The organism is Streptomyces sp. RFCAC02 (assembly GCF_004193175.1).
In the GTDB taxonomy this organism is placed as follows: Bacteria; Actinomycetota; Actinomycetes; order Streptomycetales; family Streptomycetaceae; genus Streptomyces.
Window position 1 is genome coordinate 5,367,123 of the sequence record NZ_SAUH01000001.1, and the last position, 26,592, is coordinate 5,393,714.

A 26,592-nucleotide genomic window follows, 5' to 3' on the forward strand; every position below is an offset into this window, starting at 1 on the left:
GGGGCGGACGGGGCCGTCAGTCCCGCACGCGCAGGCTCTCGGGCGGGCCGAGGTAGCTCGGGCGCAGGCCGCCGGTGTCCACCACCAGCTTCTGCAGGACGACGGTCGGGTCGACCATCCAGAACTTCAGGGTGTGCCGGCCCGGCCCGTCGATCGTGTGGGTCGTGCGGGTCAGGTTCACGTTGTCGGACGTGTTCCGCTCCCACTGCCGGTTCATGGTCGTGTCGTCCGCGCCGGTGACCTCGGTGACGTTCACCCGCTGCGGATCGTCGTCGTCGAACGAGACCGCGTAGGTGAGGCCGTCCGTCGGCAGCACGTTGTTGCGCGGCGACAGGTACGCCAGCACGGTCACCTCGCCCGGCGTGAACAGCGTCAGCTCGTACTCCAGGCGCGGCGAACGGCCGCCCGGCGTGCGGCGCCGCGCCGTGACGGGGAACGGCGTCATGCCGTCGCCCGTGCGGCCGATGTCCGGGATGCGCGTCCAGCGCACGCCGCCCGAGTCCACGGCGCGGTCGTAGTGCGCCGCCTCGATCGACACGTAGCCGTTCGCCTCCACGAAACCGCGCGGACCGTGCCGGCCCGCCTCGGGACGGACCACCACAGCCGACACCTCGACGCTCGTGCCCGCGCCCGTCACGGTCAGCGGCACCGTCGTACGGCCGCGCGGCGCCCGGTCGAAGTCCACGGCCACGGTCAGCCGCACCTGCGTCTCCACACGGCCCGCCGGCTCGGAGACGGTCACCCACGGTTCGGCGGACTCCACTCGGTAGTCGAACGGCTCGCCGCCCCGGTTGAACACCTCGATGTACTGCTCCGGCTGGCTCTGGTACGGGCTGAACTCCGGCAGCACCGCCGCCTCCGCCGCGGTCGGCCACCACAGCGCCGACCCGTCGACCGCCACCCCCATCTCGGCCCCCGCGCGCGGCGCGATCCTGCGCACCGGCGGGTACACCTCGTCCGGGAGGGCGACGTTGTCCCGCTCCGGCTGCTGCCAGGGCGCGTTCGGGCCGTAGCGCTCGACGTCCCCGTAGCCGATCTTGGGCTGCGTCTGGAAGCCGTGCCACTTCCCGTCGGCGAGCGTGTTGTTGTAGTAGTCCGACATGGCCTGGTCGTCGGCGAACCGGGCGTCCGTGGCGTCGGCGAGGCCGTTTGCCGCCACCCGGCCCTGCTCGGCGTACAGCAGGCTCGTGAACTCGGCGGAGCGCAGGGCGTACAGGTTCGCCGACGCCTCCACCTGGTACTGCACGAGCTGGTAGTACGCGTCCTGGTACGCGGCCGGCAGCCGCTCGCCGATGCGCTGCGCCCGCTCGTCCAGCTGCTCCCACTCGTCGGTGACCCGCTCGATCTCGCGGTAGTCGGTGAGGCTGAACGGCGTGGCGCGGTCGTCGTACACCACCGCCGACGCGTCGGTCGCCGGGTCCTTCGCCGGGTCGAGGGTGATGCGGCGGTTCAGCAGCTCCGGCTTGCGGCGGGACTGCAGGACGCCGTAGGTGTGCAGGACCCCGGCGATGTCCTCGGCGTGCTCCTCGCCGAAGTTCTCGGCGGCGTACCGGCGTTCCCAGTCGTGCAGGCCGTCGACCGGGAAGGCCCCGGGATCCCAGGCGAAGTCGAGGAAGAACTGCAGCGGCAGCTCCTCGGCCTTCATGTCGCCGACGTTCACGACCCACAGGCGGTCGATGCCGGCGGTGTGCGCGAGGTTCAGCTGCTCCCAGGTGGAGGCGAGGTTGACGGTGTCGACCCACTTGTAGTTGCGGCCGCCGCCGACGTAGTCGAAGTGGTAGTACATGCCGTATCCGCCGGACCTCGCGGGCAGCGAGGGGTCGGGGACCTTGCGGAGGTTGCCCCAGTTGTCGTCGCAGAAGATGACGGTCACGTCGTCCGGCGGGCGCAGTCCCTCGGTCCAGTAGCGCTGGACCTCCTTGTACAGCGTCTGGACCTGCGGTATGCCGGTGATGTCGGGGCCGGCCAGCTCGGTGAGGATCTCCCGCTGGGCGGCCAGGATCGACTCCATCAGCTCGATGCCGTCGCCGTCGGGCAGGCTCACGTCGCCGTTGCCGCGCATGCCGAGCGTGACGACGCCCTCGAAGTCCTCGTCGACCATGCGGCGGATGCCGTCGCGCCAGTACTCCTTGATGGCCTCGCCGTTGCGGCGGAAGCTCCACTCGCCGGTGCCGCCGTACGGGTCGTGGCCGGGCGTCGTGATGTTCCCCGCGGCGTCGCGCTGTGCGGCGACCGCGTGCCGGTTCCACTCCTCGATGCCGCGCATCATGGGCGCCTCGTGGGAGGTGCCCATGACGATGCCGTACTCCTTCGCGACGGCGTGGTTGCGCGGGTCGTCCTCGGCGAACGCGCGGCCCCACACGGCGGGCCAGAAGTAGTTGGCGCGCAGCCGCAGCATCACCTCGAAGACCTGCTTGTGGAACGCGCTGTTGAAGCCGCCCTCGTGGCCGGGGGCGAGGCCGGGGCCGAAGAACGCGGGTGCCCACGTGCCGAGCGCGGGGTTCTCGTCGTTGATGAAGAAGCCGCGGTACTTCACGGCGGGTGTGCCCTGCGTGTGGCGGCCGGGCAGGGCGTACACGCGCTCGTGCCGGGGGAGCGGCACGTCGTCCCACCAGTACCAGGGGGAGACGCCGAGCTGCCGCGACGCCTCGTACACGCCGTAGATCGTGCCGCGCTGGTCGCTGCCCGCGATGACCAGGGCGCGGCGGACGCCGGGCAGCGGGTTGCGGACCAGTTGCTCGCGCGTCGTCTCCCACTTCCCGGCGATGCCGTCGACGTCCAGCTTGCCGTCCTCGACCAGCCGGTCGATCAGCGGGCTGCGGCCGATCGTGCCGATGATGACGAGTTCGTCCCCCGCGCGGGCGGCCGGTCGTGGGCGAGCGCCGGTTCGACGCCGGTGACGCGTTCGATGTCGGCCCGCAGGTCGCCCACGGCCCGCAGGACGCCGGGGTGGTCGTCCGAGCTGACCAGGACGGGGGCCGCCCTGCCGTCGGCCACGAGCGTGAGGGCGCCGGGCTGCCAGGAGGTCGACAGAAACCGGGACGCGGAGGCCGCGCCCCCGTGGCCGGCGGGGTGGGCGGGCGCCGCTGCCGCGGCGCCCGTGGTGGCGGCGGTGGCCGCGACGGTCAGGGGGAGGAGTCCGAGGAAGGAACGGCGGCTCGTCATGGGTTCGTGGCTCCACACGGGGAGGTTGGACCGAAAGTTTTCAGACGGATTCCGGTAGCACCCCTTCGGGGTTCCGCATGAAGCTAATGACGCGGCATGCCCAGGTCAATAGTCGGTGAACGGTCGGTTCCGCCGGCCGGCCGTGTCACCGCAGCATTGACGGGATGACCTGCCGGACTCGGCCGGCTCCGGAAATTTTCGGTCCGCGACCCGGGCGGGGAACCGCCGGCGCGCTGGATGCGTGCCCGGACCGCGGTTGAGCGGGCGTCCGGCTGGACAGGATGGGGAACGGGCGCGCCGTATCGCTCCGCGCCCCGGCCCGCGCGGCCGGACGACGGACGGGGGCTCCCATGGGCGACGGAGGACCGGCGGCCGACTGCCCGGCGCCGCACCCGCCCCTGCTCACCTCGCGCCGTCACATCGACCTGCTGCGCGTGTGCAGCACCGGCTGTACGCCGGCCCGAGCGTCCCGGTAGGCCCGTGCGCGGGCGTGTTCCCGCCGCGCCCCCGCCGTCCCGTCCCGCCCCCCCCGAGGGAGAGCCATGTCCGCGAACCCGTCGTCCCCCCTGCCGCACGCCATCCGCGTCCGCATCGGCCCCGACACCGACCACGGATACGATCCCGCGCCCCACCGCTACCACCTGTACCTGGCCCTCTCCTGTCCGGATTCCCTGGGCATCGCCATCACGCACGCCCTCCTGGGCCTGGCCGACCGCATGCCCGTGACCCTGCTGCCTCCCGTCCCCGACACCGCGGACGGCGGGTACCGCGCCCTGCGCGACGCGTACGCCGCGACGAGCCACCGGCACCCCGGCCCCGCTGCCGCCCCGGCCCTCACCGACCGCTGGACCGGCCGCGTCGTCAGCAATCACGCCCCCGACATACGCCACGACCTGGCCGTCCGCTTCCCCGGCGGCGGCGCCGACCTGCGTCCGGCCGGCGCGGCGGAGGCCGTCGACACCGTCGCCGGGCTCTGCGACCGGGGCGTCACGGCGGCGGCCCAGCGCGCAGGCGCCACGGATCCGGGCCCCGAGCGGGACGCGGCGCTCGCCCGGCTGTTCGCCTCCCTCGACCTCCTGGAGGAACGCCTCGCGCACGGCCGCCCCTACCTCCTCGGCGACACCCCCACGGCGGCCGACATCCACCTGTGGGTGACGCTCGTCCACCTCGACCTCGTGCACCGCTGGCACCTCGACGCCGCGGCCGTCCACCGGCTCGCCGACCGGGCGGGACTGTGGGCGTACGCCCGCCGCCTCCTCGCCGAGCCGGCGTTCGGCGGGCTGCTGCGCCCCGACGACATCACCCGCAGGCACCACCACCGCTGCCGCGGCCGGGAGGCGGCGGGCGCGGCCGTGCAGATCGTGGACTGGAACACTCCCGTGGCCGCGCTGCCCGCTCCCTCGGATCGCCGGCCGCGCTGAGGGGCCGGAGGGGAGCTTCCGGCGGGAACGAGTAGGATCGCCGGAAATTCGTGCAATCAGCCGATAGGAGGGTCCGTGTCCGCAGTGACCGGCACGGCCGATCTGCTCGTGCTCCTCTCCCTGGCCGTCACCCTGCTGGCCGGCGTCCCCTTCCTGCGCGACGAACGGCTGCGGCGGCACGGCGTGCGTGTGGTCGGCGAAGTCGTCGCCCACGGGGCGCCGGGCCACCGCCGCGCGCGGTACGCCGTGGCCTTCACCACCCTGACCGGCCAGCACGTCCGCCACGAGACCCGCGCGAGGGCCACGCCGCCCGCCGTCGGACGGGCGCTCACCGTCCTGTACGACCCGCGCCGCCCCCGGCACGCCGCCCCCGCCCACCGTGTCGACCCGTACGGCCGGTGGGCGAGGGTCCTCGTGCCCTGCGCGGCCGCGGTGTGCGTGCTGGCCGCCGCGGCGCGGATCGTGTGCGCGTTCCTCTGAGACGGCTCAGGGGTACAGGCGCGCGATCTCCCCGGCGTACGCCTCGGCCACCGCGCGCCGCCGCACCTTGAGCGACGGCGTCAGCAGTCCGTTCTCCTCGGTGAACGCGCCCGGCAGGATCACGAACCGCCGGATCGACTCGGCCCGCGACACCGCCGCGTTCGCGTGGTCCACCGCCCGCTGCACGTCCGCCCGCAGCTCCGGGTCGTCGCACAGCTCGGCCGGCGGTGTGCCGGGCGGCCGCCCGCGCACCGCGAGCCAGTGCGCGAGCGCGTCCGGCTCCAGCGTGACCAGCGCGGCGACGTACGGCCGCCCGTCGCCGACGACCATGCACGGCCCGACCGGCGGGCGGCTGCGCAGCCGGTCCTCCAGGACGGCGGGCGACACGTTCTTGCCGCCGCTCGTGACGATCAGGTCCTTCTTCCGCCCCGTGATCGTGAGGTGCCCGTCGCCGTCGAGGCCGCCGAGGTCGCCGGTCGCGAACCAGGCGTCGCCGTCGAGGGCGCGGGCGGTCGCCGCGGCGTCGTTCCAGTAGGACCGGAACACGATCCCGCCGCGCACCAGGACCTCGCCGTCGTCGGCGATCCGCACCGCCGTGCCGGGCACCGGGCGCCCCACCGTCCCCGGGCGCGGCTCCAGCGGGGGCGTGAGCGTGGTCGCCGACGTCGTCTCGGTGAGGCCGTAGCCCTCGTAGACGACGACGCCGCAGCCGAAGAAGAAGAGGTTGAGCCGGGGGTCGAGCGGCGACCCGCCGCTGATCGCGTACCGCAGCCGCCCGCCGAGCGCCGCCCGTACGCGCCGGTACACCAGCAGGTCGTACAGCGCGTGCGCGAGCCGCAGCCCGACGCCGGGGCCGCGGCCGCCCCCGTGGAACGCCCGCAGTTCGGCCTCCGCGAACCGCACCGCGATCCGGTCGGCCCGGTCGAACGACGCCGCGCGCCCCATCCGCTCCGCCTGCGCGCGGCCCGTCGCGTGGATCTTCTCGAACAGGTACGGCACCCCGATGACGAACGTCGGCCGGAACGACGCCAGCTCCGGCCGCAGCTCATCGGGCCGCACGCTCGGGCAGTGCCCGATCTCGATGCGCGCCGCGAGGCACGCGATCTGGATGGTGCGGCCGAGGATGTGCGCCAGCGGCAGGAAGATCAGCGTGGTCGGGGTCTGGCGCGTGACCTCATCGAAGACGGGTTTCAGCAGCTCCACGAGGTTCGCCGTCTCGGCGCTCAGGTTCGCGTGCGTGATGACGCAGCCCCTGGGGCGCCCCGTCGTGCCCGAGGTGTACACGATCGTCGCGACGCCGTCGGGGCCGAGCCCGGCGCGGCGGGCGGTCACCGCGTCGTCGGGCACGTCACGGCCGAGCGCCGTCAGCTCGTCCAGCGCGCCGTCGTCGATCCGCCACAGGCGGCGGTCGCCGCAGACGCCCCGCGCGGTCGCCTCGTTCTCCGCCGTCTCCACGACGACGAACTCCGCGCCCGAGTCCCGCAGGATCCAGTCGATCTGCTCGGCGGACGACGTCGCGTACACGGGAACGCTCTGCCCGCCGGCCGCCCAGATCGCGAAGTCGAGGACCGCCCACTCGTACCGTGTGCGCGCCATCAGGGCGACCCGGCCGCCCGGCGCGAGTCCGGCGGCGATCAGCCCCTTGGCGACGCCCGTCACCTCGCGCGCGAACACGGCGGCGGTCACCGCCTCCCACCGCCCGCCGCCGGCCGCCCTGCGGCGGGCCACGACCGCGCCGGGCGCCTGTGCCGCGTTGGTGAACGGGATGTCCGCCGTACTGCCCGCGGCCGGCGGCGGCACCAGCGCCGGCACCCGCGCCTCCCGCACCACCCCGTTCTCGCGGACCGTCTCCACCACCGCCCGCCGGCCGAGGTCGCGCCGCCGCGCGGCCCTCCGCAGATCACGCCGCGCACCCATGTCAGTCAGCCCTTCCGCCGGCCGCCGTCCCCGTGCCCCGCCGCTCCGTGCCGTCGTGCTCGCCGGTGCTCTCCAGCAGCGCCGTCACGCCCTGCCCGCCGGCCGCGCAGATGGAGATCAGGCCCCGCGCGGGGCGCCGCCGCGCCAGCAGTTTCGCGAGTGTGGCGACGATCCGGCCGCCCGTCGCCGCGAACGGGTGGCCCGTCGCGAGGGAGGACCCCGCGACGTTCAGACGCTCCCGGTCCACCGGTCCCAGCGGCTCCGGGAGGCCGAGGCGCCGCTCGCAGAACTCCGGGTCCTCCCAGGCCGCGAGCGTCGCGAGGACCTGGGAGGCGAACGCCTCGTGGATCTCCACCAGGTCCAGATCCGCCAGCGTGATCCCCGCGTCGGCCAGCAGCCGCGGCACGACGTGCACGGGAGCGGTCAGCAGCCCGTCGGGACCGGCCACGAAGTCGACCGCGCCGGTGCGCACGTGGGTGAGCCACGCGAGCACGGGCAGCCCGCGCGCCGCGGCCCACTCCTCGCTCGCCAGCAGGACGGTGGCCGCGCCGTCCGTGAGCGGGGTCGAGTTCCCCGCCGTCATGGTGGCGTCCGGGCCGTCGCCGAAGACCGCGGGCAGCCGGGCCAGCCGCTCGGGCGTGCTGTCGGGCCGCATGTTCTGATCGCGCTCCAGGCCGCGGAACGGCGTCACCAGGTCGTCGAAGAAGCCGCTCTCCCAGGCCGCGGCGAGCCGGCGGTGACTGGTCGCCGCGAGCTCGTCCTGCGCGGCGCGGCCGATGCCCCACTCCCCGGCCGTCACCGCGGCGTGCTCACCCATGGAAAGGCCGGTGCGCGGCTCGGCGTTGCGCGGGATCTCCGGGACGGCGTGCCGGGGCCGCAGCCCGCCGAGCGCCCGCAGCCTGCCGCCGACCGTCCGGGCGCGGCGGGCGCGCAGCAGGAGCCGCCGCAGGCCGTCGTCCAGGGCCAGCGGGACGTCGCTCGCCGTGTCCACGCCGCCCGCGACGCCCGCGTCGATCTGGCCGAGCGCGATCTTGTTGGCGACCAGGACGACCGCTTCGAGCCCGGTGCCGCACGCCTGCTGGATGTCGTACGCCGGGGTGCGGTGGTCGAGCGCGCTGCCGAGGACGGTCTCCCGGGCGAGGTTGAAGTCCCGGCTGTGCTTGAGGACCGCGCCCGCCACGAACTCCCCGAGCGGCTCGCCCCGCAGGCCGAACCGTTCCACGAGCCCGGCGAGCGCCGCCGACAGCATCTCCTGGTTGGACGCGGTCGCGTAGGGCCCGTCCGAGCGGGCGAAGGGGATGCGGTTGCCGCCGAGGACCGCCACCCGGCGGGCCGGTGCCGCTGCCATGGACGTCCGCCTCTCTGTCGGTCTGCGTCTGTCCCTATTGTTTGACCATTCAGTAGACTTACCGCTTGGTAGGGAGGAAATCAATGGCCGATCGCTATCTCTCCTGGGTCTCCGGCCGGACGGGCGGCGCCGTCGCGCGGCGGCTCGGGCTGCCCACCCCCGTACCGCTGCGCCGTCACGCCCCGGGCCGGCCCGTGACGGCGGGACCCGTCGTCACCAGCGCGGCGGACGGCGGGCGGCTCGGCGAGCGGCTGCGCGCCGTGCTCGACGCGTGCGGCGCCGACGTCCGCGCCTGCGCGCCGGGGGACGCGCCGCCCGAGGGCGAACGGCCCGCCGCCCTCGTCCTCGACGCCACGGGCATCACCGGTCCTGCGGAGCTCGACGCCGTGCACGCGTTCCTCCACCCCCGCATACGTACCCTCGCCGCCTGCGGCCGCATCCTCGTCCTCGGCACCCCGCCCGAACGCGCCGCCGACCCGGCGGGAGCGGCGGCGCAGCAGGCGCTGGACGGCCTCGTCCGCTCGGTCGGCAAGGAGCTGCGGCGCGGCGGGACCGCGCACCTGGTCCGCGTCGCGCCCGGCGCCGAGGAGCTGATGGAGTCCACCGTCCGGTTCGCGCTCTCCGCGCGCTCCGCCTACGTGTCGGGGCAGACGATCGTGCTCGACGCGCCCCCCGCGGGCGCGGGGAAGGCCGTGCCGGAGGACTGGGAGCGCCCGCTCGCCGGCCGCACCGCGCTCGTCACCGGCGCCGCGAGGGGCATCGGCGCGTGCGTGGCGGAGGTCCTGCACCGCGACGGCGCGCACGTCGTGTGCCTCGACGTCCCCGCGCAGGCGGAGGCGCTGCGGCGGACGGCGGACCGGGTCGCCGGCACGGCCGTCGGACTCGACATCACCGCGCCCGACGCGGGTGAGCGCCTCGCCGAGCGCCTCCGCGACGAACACGGCGGCCTCGACATCCTCGTCCACAACGCGGGCATCACCCGCGACCGGACCCTCGGCCGCATGGACGCCGACCGGTGGCGATCCGTCATCGCCGTCAACCTGACCGCCGCCGAACGGCTCACCGCCGAACTGCTGCCCGTCCTGCGCGACGGCGGCCGCGTCGTGTGCACCTCCTCCATCAGCGGCATCGCGGGGAACGCCGGCCAGACCAACTACGCCGCGTCCAAGGCCGGTCTCATCGGCCTCGTGCGCGCGCTCGCCCCGGCCGCCGGGACCGCCGGGCGCGGCATCACGGTCAACGCCGTCGCCCCCGGGTTCATCGAGACACGGATGACGGCTGCCGTGCCGTTCGTCGTCCGCCAGGCGGGGCGCCGGATGAACAGCCTCGGACAGGGCGGGCAGCCGGTCGACGTCGCGGAGGCCGTCGCGTACCTCGCGTCGCCCGGGACCGGAGCCGTGACCGGCCAAGTGCTGCGCGTCTGCGGCCAGTCGTTGTTGGGGGCGTGACACCTGATGCTCCGCCTCTACGCACGCGCGCTGCTGCCGAAACGCAGCGGGTTCCATGCTGCCGCTCCGTCCCTGCCCCCTCGGACGCTGGAATTGCCCGACAGGGCGACCGATCCCGCACACCTGGCCCGTTACGCGGAGGTCTGCGGCCTCCACGCCGACCCGGCGGACCTGCCCGTGACGTACCCGCACGTCGTCGCGTTCCCCCTCGCCATGGAGCTGATGACGCGGCGGGACTTCCCGTTCCCCGTGCTCGGGCTCGTCCACACGGCCAACCACGTCGAACGGACCCGGCCGATCGGCACCGCCGAACGCCTCACGTACCGCGTCACCACGACCGCGCCGCGCCCGCACCCGAGGGGCACCGTCTTCGACGTGACGGCGGACGCCACGAGCGGCGGGGCCGTCGTCTGGCGCTCGACCAGCACCTATCTGAGCCGTGGCGGCCGGGCCGCGCCCCGTACGGCCGGCCCCGGACACTCCGTGCCCGCGCCGGCCCCGCGGCGGACCGAGACCTGGACGCTGCCCGCCGACACGGGCCGCCGCTACGCCGCCGTCTCGGGCGACCGCAACCCCATCCACCTCCACGCCCTCACGGCCCGCCCGTTCGGTTTCCGCCACGCCATCGCGCACGGCATGTGGACGACCGCGCGCTGCCTGGCCGCCCTGTCCACCGGCGGACTGCCGGACGCGTTCGGCCTGGACGTCACGTTCCGCGCCCCCGTACCACTGCCGGGGCGCGTGCGCTTCACGACGGACGGCACAGCGTTCTCCGTGCGCCCCCAGGAGGACGGCGCACGCCCCCACCTGACGGGCCGACTGACGCCCATCGGGTGACACCGGCGAGGTGCACCGCGCACCCGCGCGCGGCTAGGGTGTGGCACGTCATGTGACCGTCCCCTCACTCGGTGTACGGAGGGCTGCTGTGTCGTTCGACCGGGAATGGCGGGAGATCCAGGAGCGGGCCGCCCGCTCGGCGGGGGCCGGCCCCGGTCTCGCCGCGCGGCACGACGACCTCGGCCGCGTCGGGCACGCGGCCCGTACCCTGCACGGCCGGTTCGCCGATGACGCCACGAGCGCCGACACCGCGACCGAGGAGGCGGCCCGCTCCCTGTCGCGCCACGGTTTCGCGTCCGGCCGCGCCCTCACCGTGACCGCCGACGCCTGGGCGGCCCGCGCCGGCACACTCCTCGACGCCTGCGCGCACATCGCGAACCACCTCGACCGCACGGTCGCGGCCCACCGGGCGGAGGACACCCGGATCGCCGCCGACCTGTCCCTGTCACGCGTCGACAGCCGCCTGACGTGAGGCCCCGGTTCCCGTGCCACTGACCTTCCAGGACGCCTACGGCGCGCCGCTCGCCCCGCTGAAGGCCGCCGCCGACGCCTGGGCGGCGACGGCGATCCGCCTGGCGTCCCTCGCCGCCGACGCCCGCGACACCCTGCTCGCCGACTGCGAGCGGGCCGACTGGGAGGGCGTCAACGCGGGCGTCACCAGACCGTTCGTCACCAGGGCCGCGCGGGAGTTCGACGACGCGGCCGAGGCGGCCGACGGTCTGCGCCGCCTCCTGGAGGACGCCCACACCACCCTGGAACGCGCCCGCACCGACCTGCGCCGCGCCGTCGACACGGACGCGCCGGCCGCGTACCTGACCGTCTCGGACTCGGGCGCCGTGGCACCGCGTCACCCGCTCGCCGCACAGCCCGACGCCCGGCAGCACGACACCCACTACGCGGCCCATCAGCGCGCGGAACAGGAAGCCGTCGCCGCGCTGCAGCGCCGCATCGACACGCTCGTGGAGGCGTTCGACGACGCCGACCAGTCCCTCGCCCGCGCCCTGCGCGCGAACGCGGCCGACGCCCTGCACGACTTCGCCGCTGCCCGCCACACGTCCCTCGACCAGGAGGAACTGGCCCGCGCACTCGTCCTGGTGGGCAAGGGACGGGAACTCACCACACGCGAACTCGCCGTGCTCAACGACCTCCTCCAGGACAACCGTCGCTCCGGCTTCTTCACCACGGGCCTCTTCGGAGCCCTCGGAGCGGAGGGCACGCTGTCCTTCTTCGGCGGCCTCACCGCCGTGACGGACGACGACCGGCGGCTCGGCGAACTGAAGGCGCTGCAGCGGAACCTGGGGCATGCCCTGGCCACCGCCACGGACCCGGACCGCGCCACGCACCTCCCGGCCTCGTTCGGGGCGACCCTGCGGACGCTCGGCACGGAACACATCGAGCGATTCTCCGGCGACTCGGCTCCGCCGTACGGCTACCAACTGCTCGGCGGCCTGCTGCGCTACGGCTCGTACGATCCCGCCTTCCTGACACCGATCGCGGAACACGTGGTGGAACTGCACGCGGACGACCCGGCACGATTCGCGGCGACCAAGGGGATCGGCTTCGGGGCACCCCACCCGTTCAACCCGAACGGCCGGAACGGCGCGGGCTACGACCCGGTGCTGAGCGTCCTCGAGGCACTGGGACACAGCCCGGAGGCGGCACAGGAATTCTTCACGGCGAATCCGGCGGCGGACCTGGGAACCGACGGCGAAGGCCGCGCGATCACGAATTACCTGGACTACTTCACACAGGAGTCGTACCGGGACTTCGCCGATATCAACGGCTTCGACGAACGGGCACTGGAGGAATCGATCACGCATCTCCCCGACGCACTGGGCCACGCTCTGCAGGCGGCGGCACTGGGCCACCCGTGGGACGCGTCGACACCGGCGATGAACCGCAGCGAGGCGGGAGCACGCGTCATGGAGGACGTGGTACACGCCTTCGGTTCGGACTCCGCGATGACACGGAGGATGGAGGCGCTGACGGACAGCCTGGGCACGATGGCCGCCGCCTACGTGGACGACATCAACTGGGCACTGAACCGAAACCGGGCCGACAGCATCTTCTGCCCAGAACCATCGGACACATCCACCCACGCGATTTTCCGTGACGACGCCGGAGTCTTCCTGAGCACGCTCGGGCAGCACCCCGATGGGTACGCGACCGTGGCGCAAGCCGAACAGATCTATACGGCCGGCATGATGGAGGCGCAGGTCGCGAAGAACGGCGCGGTCGATGAGGCGGCGGTCAGGGAAGTTCTCCGCACGGGGGCCTCGGTGCAGGGCATGCTCGACCAGTCACGGGCCGACCAACTGACGGCCGACGGTCGGGCGCGGGACGAGGAGTACAACCGCGCGCTGGAGACGAGGACGTCCTGGATCACGTTCGCGTCCGGCGCGGCGATCGGCGCGGGCGTGGCCCTGCTGCCGGTGACGGCAGCAGGCGCCGGCGCGGCGGCGGTGCTCGTCCCTCTGGGCATCGACACGGCAAGCGGCGCACTGACGGAACACATCGACCAACTGATCGGCCACTGGTCCGAGACGGCCCAGCGTGACACGAGTGACGAGACTCGGGAGCTGACGAGTGCTCTCTTCGCGGCAGGGAGGAGTTCTCTCCAGCAGGTGGTAGACGACTTCATGCGGCGCCGGGGATTCGATCCCGAGAGTGACTTTGGGCAGGACTTGGAGGACGCCTTCACGTCGGGGTACGCAACGGGAGTCGTTTGGCAGGAACGCACAGGTCCTGGTGGCGCAGGTGGCTGACTCCGTGATGCTTCGCTCAGTTGCCGTGGGTGCCATCCTGTTTCTGGTCCTTGGCTGCCGACAGCACCACGAAGACAGCGCTCCCGGTGCATCGAATGGTGATCTGTCCGAGATGTGCGATGGTGAGCTGGAGGCGATGGCTGTGCAGAGAATTGAAAAGATCGCTGACCGACGTGACGATATTCTCAGTTCCACGCACGAGACATTGTCGGATATTGCTGACTCGATCACGGTGGAGTACTTGACAGGAGGGGCGACGACCGGACGAGTGCGCACGCACAGGATGTGCGAAGTCTCTGTCGATCGAGCAGCTCCTCAGCCTGATTTGACGCTTGATTTCCAGCTCCTCACGCTACGGCAGCTCGATAACGCTCAAACCCCCGCCGACTCGGACGTCTTCGCCCTCGGACGCCGTGCCTTGGCAACCAGTCGGCGTGCGTCCGTCCATTTCGATTGCGTCATCCCGTCGTCGGGCAGATCATCGCCCGCGACCGTGCGAGCGCACCTGAGCGTCCGCGCCGGGTCGACGTTCCACGGTGGAACGAGTCAGGACACCGTTGCCGTCGCCCACTCCGTCGCCCTGTCCCTCGCCAGGGCCATGCGGTGTGAGGATGACGGCGGGCTCGAGGACGAGCCGGATCTCCGGCCCGTCCGGTGACGAGGTCAGGCCGGGGCCTCCGGCGGTGTCCAGACGTCGCCGGCCAGGACGTCCCGCATGCCGACCCACGTCATGTTCATCAGCCGCAGCGTGACGCGCTCAGGGGTCTCGTCGGGGTGTCGTTCCATCCAGTCGGTGAGTGAGTCGGCGGCGCCCACCAGGGCGTGGGCGACGAAGTCGGCGTCCACCTTGCTCAGGCCGACCGCCGGTGCCTGGCCCTTGGTGATGCCGTCGCCGACGAGGCCCGTCACCTCGGCCATCACCGACTGCCTGGCCGTCGCCAGTTCGGCGGCGACGGTCTCGCTCTGCTCGGGGGCCTGCCGGTGCAGGACGACCCAGCTGTCGCGCCGCTCCGCGACGAACGCGAAGAACGCGCCGAGACCGGCCCACAGCCGCTCCTCCGGGGACTCCTTGGCCGACGCCGCCTCGCGGAAGGTCGTCACGAGCCGTCGCGCCTCGCGCCGGATGCAGGCGATGAACAGGCCCTCCTTCGAGCCGAGGTAGAGGTACACCATCGGCTTCGAGATGCCCGCCTGCTCGGCGATCTCGTCCACGACGGCGGCCCGGTAGCCCCGTTTCGAGAAGACCCGCAGCGCGGCGTCGATGATCTCCTGTTCGCGCACGCTCCGTGGCAGTCGGCGTCTCGGCTTGTCGCTCACCCTTGCCAGCCTACCCACCGCCGTCCTAATCTTACTGTCTGGTAAGTCTACTTCACGGTAAAGAACGGATGCGACGATGGCCGACCCGACGCCCGACCTGGGCAGCCAGGACTTCGCCGCGCTCGATTTCGCGAGCGTGACACCGGCCGAGTTCAGCGCCCTGGTCAAGAAGACGTCCAGGGCGCAGATGGCGGAGCTGATGCGCGGTGAGTTGCGTGCACGCGTCCTCGCGGAGATCTTCGGCCGGATGGAGCGGCAGTTCAACCCGGAGGGTGCCGGCTCCCTGAAGGCCCTCATCCGCTGGGAGATCACCGGCGACCCGGTCGTCGTGTACGAGACGTCCATCGCGGACGGCGCCTGCGCCGTGACGCCGGGCCGCTCGGACGCCGAGCCGCGCGTCACCCTCACGATGGCTGATCCCGAGTTCCTGAAGCTGGTCTCGGGCAACGGCAGCCCGGTCACGATGTTCATGACCCGCAAGCTGAAGGTGGCCGGTGACGTGGGGCTGGCGTCCGCGCTCACCCGCATCTTCGACATCCCGAAGTCCTGACGGCCCCGGAGGAGACGACGCGATGAGTGGTTTCTCCCTCGACCTGACCGAGGAGCAGCGCGACCTCCGGGACTGGGTGCACGGATTCGCCGCCGATGTCGTCCGCCCCGCCGCCGCCGAGTGGGACGAACGCGAGGAGACCCCCTGGCCGGTGATCCAGGAGGCCGCCAAGATCGGGCTGTACGGCTTCGAGTCCCTCGCGGAGATGTTCGGCGACCCGACGGGGCTCTCCCTGCAACTGGCCAACGAGGAGCTGTTCTGGGGCGACGCGGGCATCGGCATGGCCCTGTTCGGCACCTCTCTCGCCGTGGCGGGGATCTTCTCGGCCGGTACGCCCGACCAGCTCGTCGAGTGGGTGCCGCAGTGCTTCGGTGACGAGTCCGACCCCAAGGTGGCCGCGTTCTGCGTCTCCGAGCCGGACGCCGGATCGGACGTGTCGGCGATGCGTACGCGTGCCCGTTACGACGAGGCGCGCGACGAGTGGGTGATATCCGGCCAGAAAGCGTGGATCACCAACGGTGGCATCGCCGACGTCCACGTCGTCGTCGCCTCCGTCGACCCGGACCTCGGCGCCCGGGGCCAGGCGGCGTTCGTCGTACCGCCGGGCACCGAGGGGCTCGTGGGGAGCCGCAAGATCAAGAAACTCGGTCTGCGTGCCTCCCACACGGCCGACGTGTTCCTCGACGACGTGCGGGTGCCGGGGGCGTGCCTGCTCGGCGGCAAGGAGAAGCTGGACCGGCGCCTCGCGCGCGCCCGGGAGGGCGACCGGGCCAAGGGGCAGGCGGCCATGGCGACGTTCGAGGTGTCGCGGCCCACCGTCGGCGCGCAGGCGCTCGGCATCGCGCGGGCGGCCTACGAGTACGCCCTCGACTACGCCGACGGGCGGATCGCGTTCGGGCGTCCCATCATCGAGAACCAGGCCATTGCGTTCGCCCTGGCGGACCTGCGCACGGAGATCGACGCGGTGCGGCTGCTCATCTGGCGCGCGGCGTGGATGGGGCGCAACGAGAAGCCGTTCACGGCGGGGGAGGGATCCATGGCCAAACTCCGCGCCGGTGAGCTGGCCGTCCGCGCCACGGAGAAGTCCGTCCAGATCCTGGGCGGCGCGGGCTACAGCCGCGAGCACCCGGTGGAACGGATGTACCGGGATGCGAAGATATATACGATTTTCGAAGGAACGAGCGAGATCCAACGCCTCGTGATCGCCCGCGCCATCTCGGGCCGTCAGATCCGCTGACCGCCGGAACCGGCGCCCCTGACCGGGAACCCGTACCGCCGCCCACTGCCCTCCAACACCGGGCGGCGGTACGGGCTTTCCCCTGCCCCGCGCCACTACACTCGGCGGGCATGAGCCCTCGTCCGAAACTCGCCGCCACGGTCCTCAACTCGCCCGACCCCCGCGCGCTGGCCGCCTTCTACGAACGACTGCTCGGCTGGCCACGCGCGGAGGACGAAGCGGAGTGGGTGAAGCTCGACTGCCTGGACGGCGGGGCCGGTCTGTCGTTCCAGTACGAGCCGGAGTACCGCCGGCCGGTCTGGCCCGCGCGGGCGGATGTCCAGCAGATGCAATGCCACCTCGACTTCCTGGTGGACGACTTGGAGGTCGCGGTCGCCGACGCCGTGGCGGCCGGCGCGACGGTGATGGAGTTCCAGCCGCAGGACGACGTACGGGTGTGCGCGGACCCGGACGGGCACCCGTTCTGCCTCTTCATCGCCGGCGCGTGACGACGGAGGGGGCGCGCGGCACCGTCCCCGACCTCACTCGTTCGGACGAACAATGCCGCTGGCGGCCACGGACGGGCGGTGCCCCGTTGAAGGATGCCGCACGTGCGCAAGACTCTCCTGTCCACCCGTACGCGGCGCTCGCGGCCCGTGACGCATCGCCCCTGGCCCGCCTGCGACGTGTGCCTCGGCCCGCTCTGGCCGGACATCACGGCCGGCGGTGGCAGGCCCGCGTGGGTGTGCACCACGTGCGTGCGGCCCCGGGGCCGCTTCTGGCACCGGCACACGGGGCAGCGCTGCCCGTTCGGCTACCCGACGTCACTCGCCACCGACGCCGGCGGCGGCCTTCACATCTGCGCCTGAGCCGCCGGGGCGCCGGCGCGCGCCCGCTGGCGCGCGGCCTCGTAGAGCATGACGCTGGCGGCGCTCGCCGCGTTCAGCGAACTCGCCGAGCCCGTCATGGGGATGCGCACCAGGACGTCGCACCGTTCGCGCCACGCGGCGCTCAGGCCGGCCGTCTCGTTCCCGATCACGAGGAGGACGGGGCCGGTCAGATCGAAGTCGGCCGCCTCCGCGCTGCCGTGCTCGTCGGTGCCGACGACGGTGACCCGCTGCCCGCGCCCGCCGGCGGCGTCGAGCCATGCCCCGACCTCGCGCAGCCCGGGCGCGCGCACGACGGGCAGCGCGAACAGCGAACCCGTGCTCGCCCGTACGCACTTCGGGTCGTACACGTCCGCCGCGTGTCCCGTCACGACGACGCCGTGCGCGCCGAACGAATCGGCGGACCGGATGATCGTTCCGATGTTCCCGGGGCTGCTCGGGCGGTCGAAGACGACTCCGAGGAAGTCGGGACCGATCGGAACGCGACGCAGTTCGTCGTCGGGGAGTGAGGCGACGGCGATCAGCTCGGGGACGCCCTCGTCCTTCTCTCCGAGCTCCGCGAGGAGGTCGGGGGCCATGGCGATCTTCTCGGCGCGCACCTCGCGCAGCAGGTCGCGAGCCCATGCGCTGGGGGAGCGCGCCGGGTCGAACAGGAGCGCGCGGAGGGGCCAGCCGTGCTCGACGGCCTGCGTGATCGGCCGCACTCCCTGGATGAGGAACTCCCGTTCACGCTGCCGTGTCCTGCGGTTCGACAATTCCGCAAGCCACTGCTGAAACCGGGCATTTCTGGTCGTAATCCGCTGGGCCGCCACGATCAGCACACTACACCGACAGTGACGACGCCCCGCCGGGCAGCCGGGGTCGACCGGTGCACCCGGAGTCCTGCGGCTGTCCACCTTGAGCCGGCCGGCAGCGTGCTCAGGCGGTTCCGCTGGCGATGCCACCACGGTGCGCCCGTACGTCAGCGAGGCCGTTTCTCTCACGCGAGTTCCGGTGGCAGGCCGACTTGTGCACAGGCGCGGTCGGTGAGTTCCTGCACCGGCGCCGTCTTCGCCCGCGCATACCCACCCGGTGCCGTGCCGGCTGCGACCGACTTCGCCGGCAGCACCCTCACCCTTCGCATGCGCCCGCACACGGAAGGCGTCTGCGGTGGGGTGGGCGGGGGTAGAGTGGACCGGCTGACGGTTCGGATCGGGGGCGGAGGGGGGAGCGGGCGTGGCGCGATACCTGGCGCTCGAACTGGCCTGCACCATACGCCACGACGGGCAGGGCGGCATCGCCGACGACCTGCTCACACCGGGAGGTCTGACCCGCTGGGTGCGGGAGCGCGCCGACCTGCTTCCGATGGCGGACGACGGCACGGGTTTCCTCGCCGACGACGTCCTGCGCGGCGAGGTCGTCGCGTTGCGGCAGGCCGTGCGGGCACTCTTCGCGCGGGCCGTGCGGCCGGGGCCGCCGAGTCCGGCCGATGCCCACCGCCTGCTCCCGCCGGAGCAGGCCCTCCACCGGCTCAACGCCGCCGCCGCCCGCGCACCGGTCACGGTCGCGCTGGAATGGCCCGGGGACGCGGCACCGGCCACCCGCACGGTCGAGGTGGACGCGGCACCGGACGCGCGGCTCGTCGCCCACCTCGCACGGGCCTCCATCGATTTCCTCGCCGGACCGCAGCGCGAACGCCTGCGCGCCTGCACCGCCCCGCGCTGCGTGCGCTACTTCGTGAAGGAGCACGGCCGGCAGGAGTGGTGCAAGCCGTCCTGCGGAAACCGCGCGAGGGCGGCCCGCCACTACCGCCGTGCAAGGGGCGGATCCACCGGCGCCTGACCCACTCGCCACAGCTAGCTGCCCAACACATGGCCGGCGACTGCTTCAGTGGCACTCTCAGGCCGGGGAACGTCCCGCGCCGGCCGAGCGCTCGGACGGCCATACCGTCGGCGGATGCCGCTCCGGCTCAGTTGTCGTACTCCTCGACCTCGCGCGGCGGGCGCATGGCGGCGTCGTCGGGGTTGTCGCCGAACTCGTCCCTGGCACGGCGCTGGCGCAGCAGGTCCCAGCACTGGTCGAGCTGGACCTCGACGGCCGCGAGGCGGGCACGTTCCGCCTCCTGCAGCCCCTGGCCCACGGAGCGGTCACGGAGCGCCCGCTCTTCCGAGACCAGTGCACCGACACGGGCGAAGATGTCCTTGTCGTCCATTACGCCAGGCTAGTCCGGCATGCGGCCCCCGGCCATTCGGCATTCGGTGCGCGAAGTCTTGACGTGTGAATGACATGGTGCGTTCATTCCCTGGGAGCGCTCCCAACTTAGTTCGGTTGGGTAAGTTTCGCCATCTCTCCTGGAGCCGCCATGAGATTGCCACCCCTCACACGCCTCGGACGCCGTGCCGCCACCGCCGCGGCGGCGGTCGTCGGCCTCCTCTTCTCGTCGCTCGCCCTCGCCCCGGCCGGACAGGCGGCCGCCCCCGCGGAGGACGCCCCGATCAGTGCCGCCGCCACCGGCTTCCACATCGAGAACGGCCGGCTGGTGGAGGCCAACGGCAACGATTTCGTGATGCGCGGAGTCAACCACGCCCACGCCTGGTACCCGAACGAGACCGACTCGTTCGCCGATATCAAGGCCATGGGGGCCAACACGGTGCGCGTCGTCCTCGGCAGCGGCCAGCGCTGGGGGCCGAACAGCGCCTCGGACGTGTCCAACGTCATCAGCCTGTGCAAGCAGAACCGCCTCATCTGTGTGCTGGAGGTCCACGACACCACCGGCTACGGCGAGGAGGGGGCCGCCGCCACCCTGGACCAGGCCGCGAACTACTGGATCAGCATCCAGAGCGCCCTGCAGGGCCAGGAGGAGTACGTCATCCTCAACATCGGCAACGAGCCCTGGGGCAACACCAACTACACGGGCTGGACCGCCGCGACGCAGAACGCGATCAGCAAGCTGCGCAACGCGGGCTTCGACCACACGCTCATGGTCGACGCGCCCAACTGGGGCCAGGACTGGACCGGCACCATGCGGGACAACGCGCAGGCCGTGTTCGACTCCGACCCGGACGCCAACACGATCTTCTCGGTCCACATGTACGGCGTGTACGACACGGCGGCGGAGGTCCAGTCGTACCTGAACACCTTCGTCGACGCCGGTCTGCCGATCCTCGTGGGCGAGTTCGGCTTCAACCACTCGGACGGCAACCCGGACGAGGACGCCATCATGGCCACGACCGAGCAGCTCGGCCTCGGCTACCTGGGCTGGTCGTGGAGCGGCAACGGAGGCGGCGTCGAATACCTGGACCTCGTGACATCGTTCGACCCGGCGCAGCTCACGTCGTGGGGGCAGCGGCTGTTCAACGGTGCCAACGGCATCGCCGCCACGTCGGAGGAGGCCGAGGTCTACGGCGGGGGCGGCGACCCGGGTGACACGCAGGCCCCCACTGCCCCCGGCACACCGAGCGCCTCCGGCGTGACGTCGACCTCCGTCGCGCTGTCCTGGTCCGCAGCCACCGACAACGTCGGCGTCACCGGCTACGACGTCGTCCGGGTGAACGGCTCCACCGAGACGGTCGTCGCGTCCTCGACCGGTACGGGCGTCACGGTCTCCGGGCTTGCCGCCGACACGTCGTACACGTTCGCGGTCTATGCGAAGGACGCCGCCGGAAATCGTTCCACCCGGTCCGGGACCGTCGCGGTCACCACCGCGTCGGGCGGAACGCCGGGCGCGTCGTGCGGTGTTGCCTATGACGTGATCGGCGACTGGGGGAGCGGCTTCCAGGGACAGATAACGATCCACAACACCGGCACCTCGCCGATCAGCGGGTGGAGCCTCGGCTTCGGCTTCGCCAACGGGCAGGGCATCAGCAACATGTGGGGCGGCTCGCCCGCGCAGAGCGGGGGAACGGTCACCGTGACCCCGGCGTCCTACACCTCCACCATCCCGGCCGGCGGCTCGGTCACCATCGGGTTCACCGCGTCCAGGGGCTCGACCAACAGTGAGCCGGCGGCGTTCACCCTGAGCGGCGGCACGTGCCAGACGCTCTGATCCGGAGCTGACGGCGCGCACCGCCCCGACAACCGGTGGGGCCGCCGCGTGCGGTCCCACCGGCCGTCCGGCGGTGCGTGTCAGCCGAGCAGCGCGTCCACGTGCTCGTTGCGGAAGCGGCCCTGAGGGTCGAGCGAACGGGCGAGCGCGCGGAAGTCGTCCATGTGCGGGTAGCGGGCGGCGATGTCCTCGGGGCGCGCCGTGGTCAGCTTCCCCCAGTGCGGACGGGCGCCGAGCGGCCACAGTCGTTCCTCCACGGCGGCGAGGACCGGCGTCACCGCGGCCGGGTCCAGGACCCAGGTGAAGTGGAGGCCGACCGAGTCACGGCCCTGCGCCGGGCTCAGCCACATGTCGTCCGCGGCGATCGTCCGCACCTCCGACACCTGGAGGACGGGTGCCAGGAGGCCGCCGAGCGCCCGGAGCTCGGCAAACGCCGCGGGCGCCGCCGCACGCGGCACGAACAGCTCCGACTGCAGTTCCTCGCCACGGCTCGGCGTGAACTCCGCGCGGAAGTGCGGCAGCCGCTCGAGCCACGGTCCCGGGACGCCCTCCTGCCGCGTGCAGTAGTCCGCCGGCATCCCCGCGATCGGGTGCCACTGGCCGCGCGCCGGGGTGCCGCCGAGCCAGGCGTCGCCGGGGTGCCCGGTGCCGTCCTGGTCGACGCGCCGCTTGAGCCACACCGTGCCGCGGCCGCCGGCCCAGTCGGTGAAGGTGCTCACGCTGTACGCGGCGCCCGTCACCTCGTCGAAGCCGTCGGCCACGGCGTCGAGAGGTACATCGTTGTACACCCACTGCGCGACATCGAAGGACGGCTCGATGTCGAGCGTCAGGGCGGTGACGGCGCCGAGCGCGCCCAGGTTCACCACCGCGCCGGGGAACCGGCCGGGATCGGCGGACCGGTCGATCCGCACCAGGTCGCCCTCCGGGCCGACCAGCTCGACGGCGGCGACGGACGCCGCCAGGCCGCGCTGGCCGTCGCCCGAGCCGTGCGTCCCGGTGGCTACGGACCCGGCCACGGAGATGTGCGGCAGGGACGCCATGTTGGCGAGCGCGAATCCAGCCTCCTGGAGCGCGGCCGCGACCTCGGCGTACCGCAGCCCGGCGCTCACGGTGACCGTGCGGGCGTCCGGATCCACCTCGACGCGGCGGGGGAGCCCGTCGACGCGGACGAGATCGCCGTCGGTGTCGGCGATCCGGTTGAACGAGTGACCCGTGCCGAGGACCCGCACCCGCCGGGCCGCCGCGACGACGCGCCGCAGCTCGTCCACCGAACCGGGACGGTGCAGCCGCTCGGCGGCGAAAGTGATGTTTCCTGCCCAGTTGTGCGCGGGGCTCCCGGTCGTCAGCATGCACCGACGGTAATACGGAAGTGTGTGCGACCGACAGAGGCCCAGGTCGGCGGCTCGGAGCCGATGCCTGTCGGGAGATGTCCGATCACGCAGCGTTTCCGGTGTCCTTCGCGGCGGCGTGGAACGTTGTACCGGGCTGTTGTGGCCCCGGGGCGGATGGTGGAGCGCGGTGGGGTGTATCGATCTACCTGCTCGTGCGGCGGCGCGGGGGAGGCCGATGCGCGGCCGTGCTGGTCGGCTGTGGTGACCAGGTGTGCGGGGGCCGGGGCGTGTGGCGCGGGACGGAAGGTTGTACCCACTGGTGCACCGGGCCGGGGCAGGCGGTGGCGGGCGGTTGCCGGGGTTGTGTGGTGCGGGCGGTGGAGGGGTTCCCCGGTTGGTGAGGTGGGCCGGGGCGGGTGGTGGCCGCGGGGCGGGTGTATCGATCTACGGGCTCGTCCGGCAGTGAACGGGGTTGGTGGTGAGGTGGTTGCCGGGGCGTGTGGCGCGGGAGGTGGATCGTTTTCCAAGTCCGTGTGCGGCTGGGGCAGGTGGTGGCGACGCGGTGGTGTATCGATGTATCTGCCTGTCCGGGATCTGGGGTCCGGCGCGCGGGGGAGCCGGGGCGTGGCTGTGGCTGGTCGGGCGCGGCGGCGGGGTGTGAGGTGGTTTGCGGGGGTTGTGTGGTGCGGGCGGTGGGAGGTTTCCCGGTTGGTGAGCGGGGTTGGGGCGGGTGGTGGCCGTGGGGGCGGGGTGTATCGCTCCACCTGCTCGTGAGGGCGGTGGTGAGGTGGTTGCCGGGGTTGTGCCGCGCGGGTGGTGGAGCGTTTTCCCGGGCTGCTGTGATTCGGGTGGGGGGATGGCCTCATCGTCAGGTGTATCGATGCACCTGCCTGGCTGGCTGGCGGCGCGGGGGTGGGAGGTGTGTGGGTGTGCTGATGGGGTCCGGTGGCCGTGCGGAAGCAGCACGATGCGGTGTATCGATGTACCTGCTCGTCCGGAGGTGTGGGTGGTGCGTGGCCGCCGGACGGTGCGGCGGCCGGGGGACGCGCGGCCTGGGTGGTGGAACGTTCTCCCGGTCCGCGAGCCGGGCCGAAAACGACCGAAAGAGCACCCGTGCGCGGAGTGCGCCCCGCTCGTCGCGCTGTGATGGGCCATCCCGACCCCCGGCGTCCGCCGCACGGCTCCGGTCAGGCCCGGGCGTCCGCCCCCGCGCCTCGCCGTCCGTCGGCGCGCGCCCGACGAGACCGCGACAGGAGCAGCCCGCCATGACCGACCGCCCGACCCACGACTCGCCGTGGGTGCGCCGTTTCCACCCCGAGGGCCGAGACAGTCGCGTACGCCTCATCTGCCTGCCGCACGCGGGGGGATCCGCCAGCTTCTTCTTCCCGTTCTCGCAGGACCTCGCCCGCAGCGCGGACGTCCTGGCCGTCCAGTACCCGGGGCGGCAGGACCGGCTGGAGGAACCGCCCGTCGCGTCCGTGCCCGAGCTGGCCGATGCCCTGACGGAGGCGCTCCTGCCGTACGCCGACCGCCCCCTCGCGTTCTTCGGACACAGCATGGGCGCGGCGCTCGCCTTCGAGATCGCCCGCCGGTTCGAACGCGACAAGGGCCTCGTGGCGGCCGCGCTCATCGTCTCGGGACGCCGCGCCCCCGGGACGCACCGTGCCGAGGCCCTCCACCTGCGCGACGACGACGCCATCGTCGCCGAGATCACGTCCCTCGCCGGCACGGACTCCCGCGTCCTCGGCGACAAGGAACTGCTGCGCCTCGTGCTCCCCGCCATCCGTGCCGACTACCGGGCCATCGAGACGTACGTGTACACGCCGGGCCCGCCGCTGTCCTGCCCCGTGCACGTCCTGACCGGGACGGACGACCCCAAGGTGGGCGCCGCCGAGGCGGAGGCGTGGCGGGACGCGACGGCGGGCCCGTTCACGCTGCGGCGGTACGACGGCGGGCACTTCTTCGTCAGCAGGCACCGGCAGGAGGTGGTCCGCGTGATCGAAGGGCTCCTGGCCGCGGCCTGACGAACGTCCGACGCCGGTGCCCCACCGGACAGCGCGGCCAGGTGGGGCGGTCGGCGACGCTCGGGCCAGTGCGGGCACGCGCTCCCCGTCCAGCGCGGAGGAGCGGGGCCGACCCACTCCACGCAGGACGACGATGTGGAGCTTCGAGGGGTGGTCGGCCCGTCACGTGCGATATGCCTTGCCGCCTGGAGCCGTATGGGCCGCCGGGAACGGCGTTCGTGCCGGTTCCTACCCACGTGTGCGGCGGCGGTAGTAGTGCGCTGTGACGACGGCCAGCAGCGGTCCCCACGCAATCATCGGCACGTAGCAGATGGTCATCACCCACTCTCCCCACGGGGTGATCGCCATGTCCGAGTGCAGTGTCGTCCACACGAAGAGCACCCCGTAGACCGTGCAGGCGAGCGCGCCCAGCGCCGCGGGTATGGCGGCGGCGAGCACGGGGATGCGGCGCCCGCGCAGAAAAGGTATCCACCGCGGCCATGTCTCGCCCCACGGCCTCACCAGCCCCAGCGTCAGGAAAGCCAGCGCCTCCTGCAGCACGGACAGCAGCGGCACGACGAGGTACCCCCAGCCCGGGATGAGCATCGCGTCGTACTCGGACTCGGCGAGCCCCAGCGGAACGCCGATCACCACGGCGAACCGCCACAGCGCCGACGGCATCGATGTCCACAGGACCGCGGCCGCCGCGCGCCGTGCCCATGGGGGGACGGGCGCGGTGGTCGTGTGACGTGCGGGGGTGGTCGGCAGTGCGCTGGTGGTCATGGGACCGGCTCCCTCTGGGCGGACTGATCGCGTCATCCCGGAGGCTGTCACGCGTGCTCGCGCGGCCACATCGGTCCACAGGGGAGAGCGGGTCCGTCTTCGGACGCATGGGTTCGAAGGGGGAGTCGGACCGTGGAGTCAGGAGCCGTCATACCCCGGTCGCAGCTCGCGCGCCGGATGGCACGCGCCGTTCGCACGGTCGAGCGCCCGCGGGCCGGCGTGACCGGCGCGGGCAGCCGGAGCGCCGGTCACATCACGGGCCGGGCCGGCGGGCGGTGCCGGCCCGGCCGGTCCCCGTCAGCCGAAGTCCACGTCACTGCACAGGTAGTACACCTGGTCCATGTGCGACGCCTGCCAGATCGTGTACACGACGTGCCGGCCGCTGTAGCCGGACGTGTTGACCTGCGCGACGTAGCTGGTGGCCGGGCCGTATGAGCCGGTCTCCTCGACGAGTTCGAGGTCGTCCCAGCCGAGCGGCTCGGTCGTCGGGTCGTAGCCCTGCTCGCTGACGTAGATGCGCAGGTAGTCCGCGCCGTGCTGCGCCTGGTCCTGGAGAACGAGGGTGAAGTTGTCGTTCACCGACGTGGTCTTCCAGGGGCCGACGGCGTCGAGCGAGTTGTAGCGGCCGCCCTCGGTGTGGCCGCCGCTGCAGAGCTGGCCGTCGGGGATCTGGCCCTGGTGGTTGCCGCCCACGTTGTTGCGGTAGAGGCCGTTCCAGTTCCACATGGCGTTCGGGTTGTCCTGCCACGCCTGCCAGCACATGGGGTCCTCGGTGGCCATGTCCGGGTTCTGGAAGTCGCTGCCCCACCGCGCCCAGCAGCCGTAGTTGCGGGAGGCGGGGTCGACGACCGAGCCGTGGGCACTCGCGGTGCCGGCCATCGGGATCATGCAGAGCAGAGCGGCGGAGGCGAGGGGCAGGGCGCGAAGGGTCCGACGGGACGTCTTCGAGAGTCGGGGCCGGTGCATTTGCGGTCTCCGTGTTTCCGGTAGTGGGGGTTGCCGGTTTTGGGAGCGCTCCCATGCTCGCGGTGGCTTTACCCGGCGACACATCCGCGAAACATGCCGTTCCCCGCCGCGCCGCCCGCCGTCCGCCCCGCCGG

Annotated in this window: 21 protein-coding genes and 2 pseudogenes; 14 read left to right on the plus strand and 9 right to left on the minus strand. The window is 72.8% G+C overall.

Annotated features, from left to right (window positions below; translation table 11 throughout):
• Positions 1-16 precede the first annotated feature (16 nt).
• A pseudogene (locus tag EMA09_RS24850) lies at positions 17-3,165 on the minus strand (glycosyl hydrolase 115 family protein).
• 542 nt (positions 3,166-3,707) lie between these two features.
• On the opposite strand from EMA09_RS24850, the gene EMA09_RS24855 reads away from it, so the two are divergent.
• Both EMA09_RS24855 and EMA09_RS24860 read left to right on the plus strand, forming a co-directional pair.
• Positions 3,708-4,586, plus strand: a complete 879-nt coding sequence (locus tag EMA09_RS24855) for a glutathione S-transferase C-terminal domain-containing protein (protein ID WP_129843195.1) — start codon at positions 3,708-3,710, stop codon at positions 4,584-4,586.
• A 75-nt stretch (positions 4,587-4,661) separates the two neighbouring features.
• Positions 4,662-5,066, plus strand: a complete 405-nt coding sequence (locus EMA09_RS24860; protein ID WP_168220799.1) for a DUF3592 domain-containing protein — start codon at positions 4,662-4,664, stop codon at positions 5,064-5,066.
• A gap of 6 nt (positions 5,067-5,072) precedes the next feature.
• Here the strand turns inward: EMA09_RS24860 and EMA09_RS24865 are convergent, their stop codons facing one another.
• Both EMA09_RS24865 and EMA09_RS24870 read right to left on the minus strand, forming a co-directional pair.
• Positions 5,073-6,983, minus strand: a complete 1,911-nt coding sequence (locus tag EMA09_RS24865) for an AMP-dependent synthetase/ligase (protein WP_129843197.1) — start codon at positions 6,981-6,983, stop codon at positions 5,073-5,075.
• Positions 6,984-7,053: 70 nt separating this feature from the next.
• Positions 7,054-8,331 (minus strand): annotated as a pseudogene (locus EMA09_RS24870) (acetyl-CoA C-acetyltransferase); the annotation flags it as partial.
• A gap of 83 nt (positions 8,332-8,414) precedes the next feature.
• Between EMA09_RS24870 and EMA09_RS24875 the strand changes: the two are divergent.
• The 5 genes from EMA09_RS24875 (at position 8,415) to EMA09_RS24895 (ending at position 14,039) form a co-directional block, all read left to right on the plus strand.
• Positions 8,415-9,779: a 3-oxoacyl-ACP reductase gene (locus tag EMA09_RS24875; RefSeq protein ID WP_129843199.1), complete on the plus strand. Its 1,365-nt coding sequence runs from the start codon at positions 8,415-8,417 to the stop codon at positions 9,777-9,779.
• Positions 9,780-9,872: 93 nt separating this feature from the next.
• Complete coding sequence (locus EMA09_RS29355) at positions 9,873-10,616, plus strand: MaoC/PaaZ C-terminal domain-containing protein (RefSeq protein ID WP_276324203.1); 744 nt, start codon at positions 9,873-9,875, stop codon at positions 10,614-10,616.
• 88 nt (positions 10,617-10,704) lie between these two features.
• Positions 10,705-11,088, plus strand: a complete 384-nt coding sequence (locus EMA09_RS24885; RefSeq protein ID WP_129843201.1) for a hypothetical protein — start codon at positions 10,705-10,707, stop codon at positions 11,086-11,088.
• Between the two features lie 13 nt (positions 11,089-11,101).
• Positions 11,102-13,381: a DUF6571 family protein gene (locus EMA09_RS24890; RefSeq protein ID WP_129843202.1), complete on the plus strand. Its 2,280-nt coding sequence runs from the start codon at positions 11,102-11,104 to the stop codon at positions 13,379-13,381.
• A gap of 25 nt (positions 13,382-13,406) precedes the next feature.
• Complete coding sequence (locus EMA09_RS24895) at positions 13,407-14,039, plus strand: hypothetical protein (RefSeq protein WP_129843203.1); 633 nt, start codon at positions 13,407-13,409, stop codon at positions 14,037-14,039.
• A gap of 5 nt (positions 14,040-14,044) precedes the next feature.
• On the opposite strand, the gene EMA09_RS24900 is transcribed toward EMA09_RS24895, so the two are convergent.
• On the minus strand, positions 14,045-14,698 hold the full coding sequence (locus tag EMA09_RS24900; RefSeq protein ID WP_129843204.1) for a TetR/AcrR family transcriptional regulator: 654 nt from the start codon (positions 14,696-14,698) through the stop codon (positions 14,045-14,047).
• A 76-nt stretch (positions 14,699-14,774) separates the two neighbouring features.
• Between EMA09_RS24900 and EMA09_RS24905 the strand changes: the two genes are divergently transcribed.
• From EMA09_RS24905 to EMA09_RS24920, 4 genes are all read left to right on the plus strand, one after another.
• A complete protein-coding gene (locus EMA09_RS24905; RefSeq protein WP_129843205.1) occupies positions 14,775-15,248 on the plus strand; it encodes an SCP2 sterol-binding domain-containing protein in 474 nt (157 codons plus the stop codon).
• Positions 15,249-15,270: 22 nt separating this feature from the next.
• Positions 15,271-16,485, plus strand: a complete 1,215-nt coding sequence (locus EMA09_RS24910; RefSeq protein WP_129843206.1) for an acyl-CoA dehydrogenase family protein — start codon at positions 15,271-15,273, stop codon at positions 16,483-16,485.
• 110 nt (positions 16,486-16,595) lie between these two features.
• On the plus strand, positions 16,596-16,973 hold the full coding sequence (locus tag EMA09_RS24915; RefSeq protein WP_129843207.1) for a VOC family protein: 378 nt from the start codon (positions 16,596-16,598) through the stop codon (positions 16,971-16,973).
• A gap of 102 nt (positions 16,974-17,075) precedes the next feature.
• Positions 17,076-17,333 (plus strand): hypothetical protein, encoded by a 258-nt coding sequence (locus tag EMA09_RS24920; RefSeq protein WP_129843208.1) that lies wholly within the window; start codon positions 17,076-17,078, stop codon positions 17,331-17,333.
• Here EMA09_RS24920 and EMA09_RS24925 read toward each other — a convergent pair.
• Positions 17,318-18,166 carry a TrmH family RNA methyltransferase gene (locus tag EMA09_RS24925; protein WP_129844242.1) on the minus strand — a complete coding sequence of 283 codons (849 nt, stop codon included), beginning with the start codon at positions 18,164-18,166 and terminating at the stop codon, positions 17,318-17,320. The genes EMA09_RS24920 and EMA09_RS24925 overlap by 16 nt on opposite strands.
• A 400-nt stretch (positions 18,167-18,566) precedes the next feature.
• On the opposite strand from EMA09_RS24925, the gene EMA09_RS24935 reads away from it, so the two are divergent.
• Entirely contained in the window at positions 18,567-19,172 is a 606-nt protein-coding gene (locus EMA09_RS24935; protein WP_129843209.1) for an ABATE domain-containing protein, read from the plus strand.
• A 127-nt stretch (positions 19,173-19,299) separates the two neighbouring features.
• Here the strand turns inward: EMA09_RS24935 and EMA09_RS24940 are convergent, their stop codons facing one another.
• Positions 19,300-19,542 carry a DUF2630 family protein gene (locus EMA09_RS24940; RefSeq protein ID WP_129843210.1) on the minus strand — a complete coding sequence of 81 codons (243 nt, stop codon included), beginning with the start codon at positions 19,540-19,542 and terminating at the stop codon, positions 19,300-19,302.
• A 150-nt stretch (positions 19,543-19,692) separates the two neighbouring features.
• On the opposite strand from EMA09_RS24940, the gene EMA09_RS24945 reads away from it, so the two are divergent.
• Positions 19,693-21,375 (plus strand): cellulase family glycosylhydrolase, encoded by a 1,683-nt coding sequence (locus tag EMA09_RS24945; protein ID WP_129843211.1) that lies wholly within the window; start codon positions 19,693-19,695, stop codon positions 21,373-21,375.
• An 80-nt stretch (positions 21,376-21,455) separates the two neighbouring features.
• Here EMA09_RS24945 and EMA09_RS24950 read toward each other — a convergent pair whose 3' ends face one another.
• Positions 21,456-22,724 carry an FAD-binding protein gene (locus EMA09_RS24950; RefSeq protein ID WP_129843212.1) on the minus strand — a complete coding sequence of 423 codons (1,269 nt, stop codon included), beginning with the start codon at positions 22,722-22,724 and terminating at the stop codon, positions 21,456-21,458.
• 1,247 nt (positions 22,725-23,971) lie between these two features.
• On the opposite strand from EMA09_RS24950, the gene EMA09_RS24955 reads away from it, so the two are divergent.
• Positions 23,972-24,730, plus strand: coding sequence for an alpha/beta fold hydrolase (locus tag EMA09_RS24955; RefSeq protein ID WP_129843213.1), 759 nt, complete (start codon positions 23,972-23,974; stop codon positions 24,728-24,730).
• A 228-nt stretch (positions 24,731-24,958) separates the two neighbouring features.
• On the opposite strand, the gene EMA09_RS24960 is transcribed toward EMA09_RS24955, so the two are convergent.
• Together EMA09_RS24960 and EMA09_RS24970 are read right to left on the minus strand one after the other, a co-directional pair.
• Positions 24,959-25,492, minus strand: a complete 534-nt coding sequence (locus EMA09_RS24960) for a hypothetical protein (protein ID WP_129843214.1) — start codon at positions 25,490-25,492, stop codon at positions 24,959-24,961.
• A gap of 297 nt (positions 25,493-25,789) precedes the next feature.
• A complete protein-coding gene (locus EMA09_RS24970; protein WP_129843215.1) occupies positions 25,790-26,458 on the minus strand; it encodes a lytic polysaccharide monooxygenase auxiliary activity family 9 protein in 669 nt (222 codons plus the stop codon).
• Positions 26,459-26,592 lie beyond the last annotated feature (134 nt).